We start from the raw sequence: 6,176 nt of genomic DNA, 5'->3' as shown, positions 1-6,176 counted from the left end.
TCATTTTTTAACGTTATATGCTTGCTATGTAAGCATTATAACCTATTTTTATCGTATTTTATGTTTAAGTCCCGTTACTGGGAACGATACAATCAACGGCGGTAAAGGCAACGATACCATCTACGGCGAACAGGACAATGACATTATTTTCGGGGACGATAACCAGGATCTAATCTGGGGTGGCAAAGGAGATGACACTATTAACGGAGGAGATGGAAACGATACTCTTAATGGAGATGATAATAACGATGTCCTCATAGGTGGCGCGGGTTCAGATATATTAAATGGAGGTTTTGGTGATGATACCCTGATTGGTGGAAAAGGTCAAGACATTCTATCAGGTGGCAATGGCAGTGATATATTTGTTTTTTCACAAGATGACGATTTATCTAAATATTCCTCTTCTGATGATTTATCAAAAACAAAAGCTGATATTATCACAGACTTTGGATTTGGTAATTTCTTTGGAGGAGGTGTTGATAGAATAAGCTTATCTGGTAAATTGTGGAATGATAAGAATAAAATCATATTCTTGCAAATCTTTGAACCATTAAATATACCTTTTGGTGACTTTGGGGTGCGTCCCGTAGCAACTGTTATGGTGTTAGGGGATGAATATTTAGCGAAATTTAATCGTACTTTCAGCAATGATGAGGAGCAAAAGATTAGGGATGAGTTTTTTCAAAGAATCTAAAGTGATTCGCCTAAAAGCTATCTATCATTTGAGTGCGATCGCCCTTACGACAAAAAGAGCGATCGCCCTTCCCCCATCCTTCTCCATCCCCGTTCATCTGCAGTTGCTAAAAAGGGCGATCGCCCTTACGACAAAAAGTGCGATCGCCCTTAAAATCAGAATAGACAAACAACATCTAATTTGTTAGAATTGAGTAAAACTCTACCCTTGAGAGTTTTACCTAACTTTATAATAGGTGAAAGATATGTTTTCGATTCTGAAAAACTTAATCAGCACAGATACCCAAGGACACCTAAGTTTAAACCTCGAACCCAAGTCAACAGAGTATCGCGTTCTTGTCAACGAAGCCGGACAAATTTTATTAGACCCAATAACCAACATACCCGATCGCGAACAGTGGTTGTGGCAAAACCCCCAAGCATTAGCCTCAGTCAAGTGCGGCCTCGCACAAGCAGCTAAAGGTGAAGTACACGATTTGGGTGACTTTTCGGAATATGCCGATCGGGATTTAAGCGTGATAAACGATCGTAAAATTAAATCAAAGTAGTGAAATCTAACTCGCATAAATGACCGACGAAACTCGACGAGAAATAGCGAGACGACTAGCTAGAGAACTAGAATCAAGGACTGTCATCTCACCCATAACACCCGGACAAGGCTTTCAAACCTTTGGTGAATTTAAAAGAACGATCGGGGTGGCAGGATCGGGGTTAGCGTGGCATCATATAGTTGGGCAAACAACATCAAATTTACAGAGATTCGGGGCAGAAGCAATACACAATACAGGCAATCTCGTCCGGCTAGAACACGGTACTGGGTCAATTCATCAGGAAATTACCAATTTCTACAACTCCGTCCAACCAGAATTAACAGGTACGAATACTCTAACCGTGAGAGGGTGGCTCAGCACTCAATCTTTTGCAGAACAACAAAACTTTGGCATTAGAGTTATTATAGCTTTCGGAGGAACAGTTTAATGCTGACTCTAGATATCCAATCAATCCTCAATTCTATTCCCAATGAAATTAGCTGGCAAGACATCGTACAGTTTGAAAATCTAGACGCTCGTGTTAGCATTGCTAATGACCTTTGTGCTAACATTATTGGTGTCAATGAAAGTACGATCGAATTGTGTCCTAATGAAAATCCTCCCGCTCGTTTAGAACAACTGGTTTGGTGGTGGGTTGTGCGTCCAGATTTAGGAGCGGCGATTGCCAAAGAAGCTCCTCAAGAACTCAAAAATATTATCAGTCAATACATTCTGCAAAATTGACAAAAACCAGCGCTCGTCTGTGGTTAAAAAAAGTGCGATCGCCCTTAACACAAAAAGTGCGATCGCCCATTTCAATTCCTAGCCAGAAATCACCTCACTCAAAAGATGAGCCTGAGAACCCTCAAGCCGAGGCCCATGAATCTGCACCACCCTAGAAGCCAAATAATTGCCCCAGCGCGCCGCTTGTACAGAACTCAAACCGTTAGTAATTCCAAACAAAACACCCCCCGCAAAAGCATCCCCAGCACCCACAGTATCGATCGCCTTTACCGGAAATCCAGCCACATCAACAATCTGTTTGTTCTCCACCACCATGCAGCCTTTATCCCCATTCGTGATAAAAGCCAAATCCGAAATCTCGCTCATTTTCCGAGCGCACTCTGACAGAGATTCCTCCTTAAAAAAGCTCCGAACTTCATCAGCATTGCAAAAAATTACATCGCAATATTCCGAAACCACCTTGTGAAAATCATCAGCAAATCGATCGACCAAAAAGCCATCCGAAAAAGTAAAAGCCACCTTCACGCCCAGACGCTTAGACTGTTCCATCGTCTCAATGCTAGCCTTTCTCGGATCGGGAGCATCCCAAAGATAGCCCTCAACATAACTGTACTTGCAGTGAGCCAGTCGATCGACATCAATATCAGTCGCAGCCAGAGTAGTAGAAACCCCCAGATTAGTACACATCGTGCGTTCCGCATCCGGCGTAGTCAGCACTACACAAGTACCCGTAGGCCCGTTCGACTCAGCAGCAGGATGCACGTTAAAATCAATCCCCGCCGCCAGCAAATCTTGCCGATAAAATTCGCCGTTAGTATCCTTAGCAACCTTCCCCGAATAATACGCTTTACCGCCACTCTGAGCCAAACCAATCATCGTATTTGCCGCCGAACCGCCCGATCGCATTTGCAGCGAATTGTGTTCTAAATCGTGCAAAATCCCCCCCTGGGTTTCCGAATTCATCAGCGTCATCCCGCCGCGATTCAGCCCGTGGCCGAGTACAAATTCATCTTCCACCAATGCTAGGATGTCTACCAGGGCATTTCCCACGCCAAACACATCCACGGAACCAGATTCTTGATTATTTTCTGTCATCGCTGCTTTTTTTTACACTAACTATCAACTCTATAATAAATCGGATTAAAGTCAACATCCCCACTCCCCATCTAAAGTCCCCAACTTAAAATCTAAAATTCACAATCCAAAATCCCCAATCTAAAATCTAAAATCCAAAATCTAAAATCGCTATGACTTGTCTCCCACCTCTGATTCAGCAAATGTTGCAGCCCGGTTTTTACCCGCACGGGGTGACAGAACCAGTGCAGCTAATTCAGACTCACGCTTCCTTTGTTTTGCTGACAGGAGATTATACTTACAAAATCAAGAAACCTGTCAATTTTGGATTTTTGGACTATTCAACATTGGAAAAACGGCACCATTTCTGCAACGAAGAATTGCTGCTGAACCGACGCACAGCACCGGAAATTTATCTAGAAGTTTTGCCAATTGTTAAAATTGGGGATTCGTTTCAATTTGGCAGCAAATTACCTGCTCTAACTCCGGCTGAAGTTGCTGTAGAATATGTGCTGAAAATGCGGGAATTTCCTCAACATTCGCTGTTGCTCAGTTTGTTGGAACGCGGAATGTTGACCGAGCAACTTATGGCAGACTTAGGGCGGGAAGTTGCCAATTTTCACAGCACGGCAATTAGTAATAGCTACATTCGCACATTTGGCGAAGTCAGTCAGATTCGCACAGCAATAAACAACAATTACCTGATTTCGCAAAAATATATCGGCGGGCCGCAGACTCAGACACAATATCAGGAAACTAAAGATTATACTGATACGTTTTTTGAGAAAAATCAAGAGTTATTTAATCTGCGGATTGCCAATAATAAAATTCGCGAGTGCCACGGAGATTTGCACTTGCGAAATATAGCATTGTGGCAAGAGAAAATATTGCTATTCGACTGCATTGAATTTAACGAGCCTTTTCGCTTTGTTGATGTGATGTACGATGTGGCTTTTACAGTAATGGATTTGGAATCGCGGGGTCGCAGAGACTTGGGTAATGCTTTTCTGAATACTTACATCGAACAAACAGGGGATTGGGAAGGACTGCAACTGTTACCTCTGTATTTGAGCCGTCAAGCTTATGTTAGAGCAAAAGTAACTTCGTTAATGTTGGACGATTCTGCTATTTCAACTGCCCAAAAAGCCGAGATTTCACAGACAGCAGCTCATTACTATAAACTGGCTTGGCAATACACAAAACCGCGCCGGGGAAAGTTAACTTTGATGTCGGGTTTATCGGGTTCTGGCAAGAGTACAGCGGCTCGATATTTGGCTCGCCGCACTGGGGCAATTCACATTCGATCCGATGCTGTTCGCAAACATTTAGGCGGAATTTCTTTAAATGAACGCGGGGGGCCAGATTTGTACTCGGATGAAATGACGGCACAGACTTATGGTAGATTGTTAAAGTTGGGGATAATTTTGGCTGACCGAGGTTGGGATGTGATTTTAGATGCAAAGTTCGATCGCCCAAACTGGAGAACCGATGCGATGAATCAGGCTCAATCCCACGGCTTACCCTTGCAAATCATTTACTGTACCGCACCACTTGAAGTATTGCGAGAACGACTGCAACAGCGCCGGGGCGATATTGCCGACGCGACGGCAGAATTATTGAACTCGCAGCAAGCAGCTTTTGAACCTTTTACAGAATTAGAGCAAATTTCTGTAAACATTATAGATACCCTACAAGACTTAGAGGTACAATTAAACTTGATTTGTGGGGAGTAGTTGCAGTTCGATCGCCCTTGGCAATCTTACTTGTCTGCTAATATTGTAAATATCTTTCTGTTTTATTACAAAAAAAAGTTGCAGCTTATGCCAAAATTTACCGGAGACTCCAAGGGCTTTAGCCCCGCGCTGATATGGTTTGTGTTGTTTACCGTTGGGTTTCGCTTAGTAGGATGTACGCTAGTCCTGAGTCTCGGCTTGGGTGTCATCGGTGGCGTGGCAGCAGGTTTAATTGTCGCTTGGTGGCACAACGAATTACTACTCAACCCGAATATAAATTCCAAGGACAAAACCTCGGATGCTATCCTCAATAAAGAAGTAGTGCAAACGGACGCCCATAAATATAGCAAAACCTCTAGGGGTGATGCTGCTACATTTTTTGGCTGGTTATCTGGACCAGAGGATCGGCGCTAGCTTTAGTCATTAGTCATTAGTTAACAGTTAACAGTCACTAATGCCCAATGCCCAATGCCCAATTCCCAATGCCAATTTCTCATTGAATGTTTGTATTTCTGTCGAAACTCTTGCCGCTGTTTATTTATCCTTTGGGGTTGAGTTGCCTGTTAATGATGGCGGCTTTAATCACACTTTGGAAGCGTCCGAAATGGGCGGCGGCGCCAATTGCTGCGGCTCTAATTATTTTACTTCTCGGAAGTAGCGGTTGGGTTTCAAAATCGTTAGTTCGATCGCTCGAATGGCAAAACTTACCAACCGCCGAACTCCCTCAAGCTGAAGCGATTATCGTCTTGGGCGGTGGTGTCAAAGCAGCTTTACCTCCCCGTCCTTGGGTAGAATTAGCGGAAGCGGGCGATCGAATAATCTATGGTTCCCGACTTTACAAGCAAGGCAAAGCTTCTCTGCTCATTCTTAGTGGCGGTAGAGTAGATTGGAAAGGTGGCGGGCCTCCTGAATCGGCAGACATGGCAGAAATTGCCCAAACAATGGGTGTACCGGCATCAGCAATTCTGCAAGACCCCGATTCACACAACACTTATCAAAATGCCGTCAACGTGCGGAAACTTTTAGATGCTAAAGGCATAAAAGGGCCGGTTTTGCTAGTGACATCGGCGATGCACATGACTCGATCGCTCTTAATTTTCCAGCGTCAGGGAATAAAAGCAATTGCCGCACCAACAGACTTTCAGATAACGCAGCAGGATATCGCAGCATCCCAAAGCAATTGGCAATCAGTCGCCTTGGATTTATTGCCGGACACCTATCAGTTAAACCAGTCAACTAAAGCTTTGAAAGAATACATCGGCTTAATCGTTTATCGTCTGCGGGGATGGCTTTAACAGAATTTTAGATTTTAGATTTGGGATTTTAGGATCGTCAATTAAATAATTTCCCTTTTTTCTTGTGGGATGGGCGTCCCGCCCGCCCAGAAAGGACGGGCGGGACG

Annotated in this window: 9 protein-coding genes; 8 read left to right on the top strand and 1 reads right to left on the bottom strand. The window is 43.8% G+C overall.

Going from position 1 to position 6,176, the window contains the following annotated elements; translation table 11 throughout:
• From QUB39_RS30115 to QUB39_RS30095, 5 genes are all read left to right on the top strand, one after another.
• Positions 1-694, top strand: a 694-nt coding sequence (locus QUB39_RS30115; RefSeq protein ID WP_333211324.1) for a calcium-binding protein, incomplete at its 5' end; no start/stop codon positions are given.
• On the top strand, positions 672-881 hold the full coding sequence (locus QUB39_RS30110; protein WP_333211322.1) for a hypothetical protein: 210 nt from the start codon (positions 672-674) through the stop codon (positions 879-881). The genes QUB39_RS30115 and QUB39_RS30110, both read left to right, overlap by 23 nt.
• Positions 882-938: 57 nt before the next feature.
• A complete protein-coding gene (locus QUB39_RS30105; protein ID WP_333057505.1) occupies positions 939-1,241 on the top strand; it encodes a hypothetical protein in 303 nt (100 codons plus the stop codon).
• Positions 1,242-1,260: 19 nt separating this feature from the next.
• Positions 1,261-1,671 carry a hypothetical protein gene (locus QUB39_RS30100; protein WP_333211320.1) on the top strand — a complete coding sequence of 137 codons (411 nt, stop codon included), beginning with the start codon at positions 1,261-1,263 and terminating at the stop codon, positions 1,669-1,671.
• Positions 1,671-1,967, top strand: coding sequence for a hypothetical protein (locus QUB39_RS30095; protein WP_333057507.1), 297 nt, complete (start codon positions 1,671-1,673; stop codon positions 1,965-1,967). Before QUB39_RS30100 ends, QUB39_RS30095 begins: the two co-directional genes overlap by 1 nt.
• A 78-nt stretch (positions 1,968-2,045) precedes the next feature.
• On the opposite strand, the gene QUB39_RS30090 is transcribed toward QUB39_RS30095, so the two are convergent.
• A complete protein-coding gene (locus tag QUB39_RS30090; RefSeq protein WP_333057509.1) occupies positions 2,046-3,062 on the bottom strand; it encodes an adenosine kinase in 1,017 nt (338 codons plus the stop codon).
• A 152-nt stretch (positions 3,063-3,214) separates the two neighbouring features.
• Here QUB39_RS30090 and QUB39_RS30085 point away from each other — a divergent pair, with 152 nt between their 5' ends.
• The 3 genes from QUB39_RS30085 to QUB39_RS30075 all read left to right on the top strand — a co-directional run bounded on the left by QUB39_RS30085 (position 3,215) and on the right by QUB39_RS30075 (position 6,069).
• Entirely contained in the window at positions 3,215-4,774 is a 1,560-nt protein-coding gene (locus QUB39_RS30085) for an AAA family ATPase (RefSeq protein WP_333211318.1), read from the top strand.
• Between the two features lie 87 nt (positions 4,775-4,861).
• A complete protein-coding gene (locus QUB39_RS30080) occupies positions 4,862-5,188 on the top strand; it encodes a hypothetical protein (RefSeq protein WP_333057513.1) in 327 nt (108 codons plus the stop codon).
• A gap of 86 nt (positions 5,189-5,274) precedes the next feature.
• Positions 5,275-6,069, top strand: coding sequence for a YdcF family protein (locus QUB39_RS30075; protein ID WP_333057516.1), 795 nt, complete (start codon positions 5,275-5,277; stop codon positions 6,067-6,069).
• Positions 6,070-6,176 lie beyond the last annotated feature (107 nt).

Origin of the sequence: Microcoleus sp. AT8-B5 (assembly GCF_036705565.1) — a bacterium.
Taxonomy (GTDB): Bacteria; Cyanobacteriota; Cyanobacteriia; order Cyanobacteriales; family Microcoleaceae; genus Microcoleus.
This window is presented reverse-complemented; position numbering and strand designations above follow the sequence as displayed.

Excerpts from the sequence above, each read along its gene's own strand:
- QUB39_RS30110 (WP_333211322.1), top strand. The coding sequence starts at position 672 with ATGAGTTTTTTCAAAGAATCTAAAGTGATTCGCCTAAAAGCTATCTAT.
- QUB39_RS30105 (WP_333057505.1), top strand. The coding sequence starts at position 939 with ATGTTTTCGATTCTGAAAAACTTAATCAGCACAGATACCCAAGGACAC.
- QUB39_RS30100 (WP_333211320.1), top strand. The coding sequence starts at position 1,261 with ATGACCGACGAAACTCGACGAGAAATAGCGAGACGACTAGCTAGAGAA.
- QUB39_RS30095 (WP_333057507.1), top strand. The coding sequence starts at position 1,671 with ATGCTGACTCTAGATATCCAATCAATCCTCAATTCTATTCCCAATGAA.
- QUB39_RS30090 (WP_333057509.1), bottom strand. The coding sequence starts at position 3,062 with ATGACAGAAAATAATCAAGAATCTGGTTCCGTGGATGTGTTTGGCGTG.
- QUB39_RS30085 (WP_333211318.1), top strand. The coding sequence starts at position 3,215 with ATGACTTGTCTCCCACCTCTGATTCAGCAAATGTTGCAGCCCGGTTTT.
- QUB39_RS30080 (WP_333057513.1), top strand. The coding sequence starts at position 4,862 with ATGCCAAAATTTACCGGAGACTCCAAGGGCTTTAGCCCCGCGCTGATA.
- QUB39_RS30075 (WP_333057516.1), top strand. The coding sequence starts at position 5,275 with ATGTTTGTATTTCTGTCGAAACTCTTGCCGCTGTTTATTTATCCTTTG.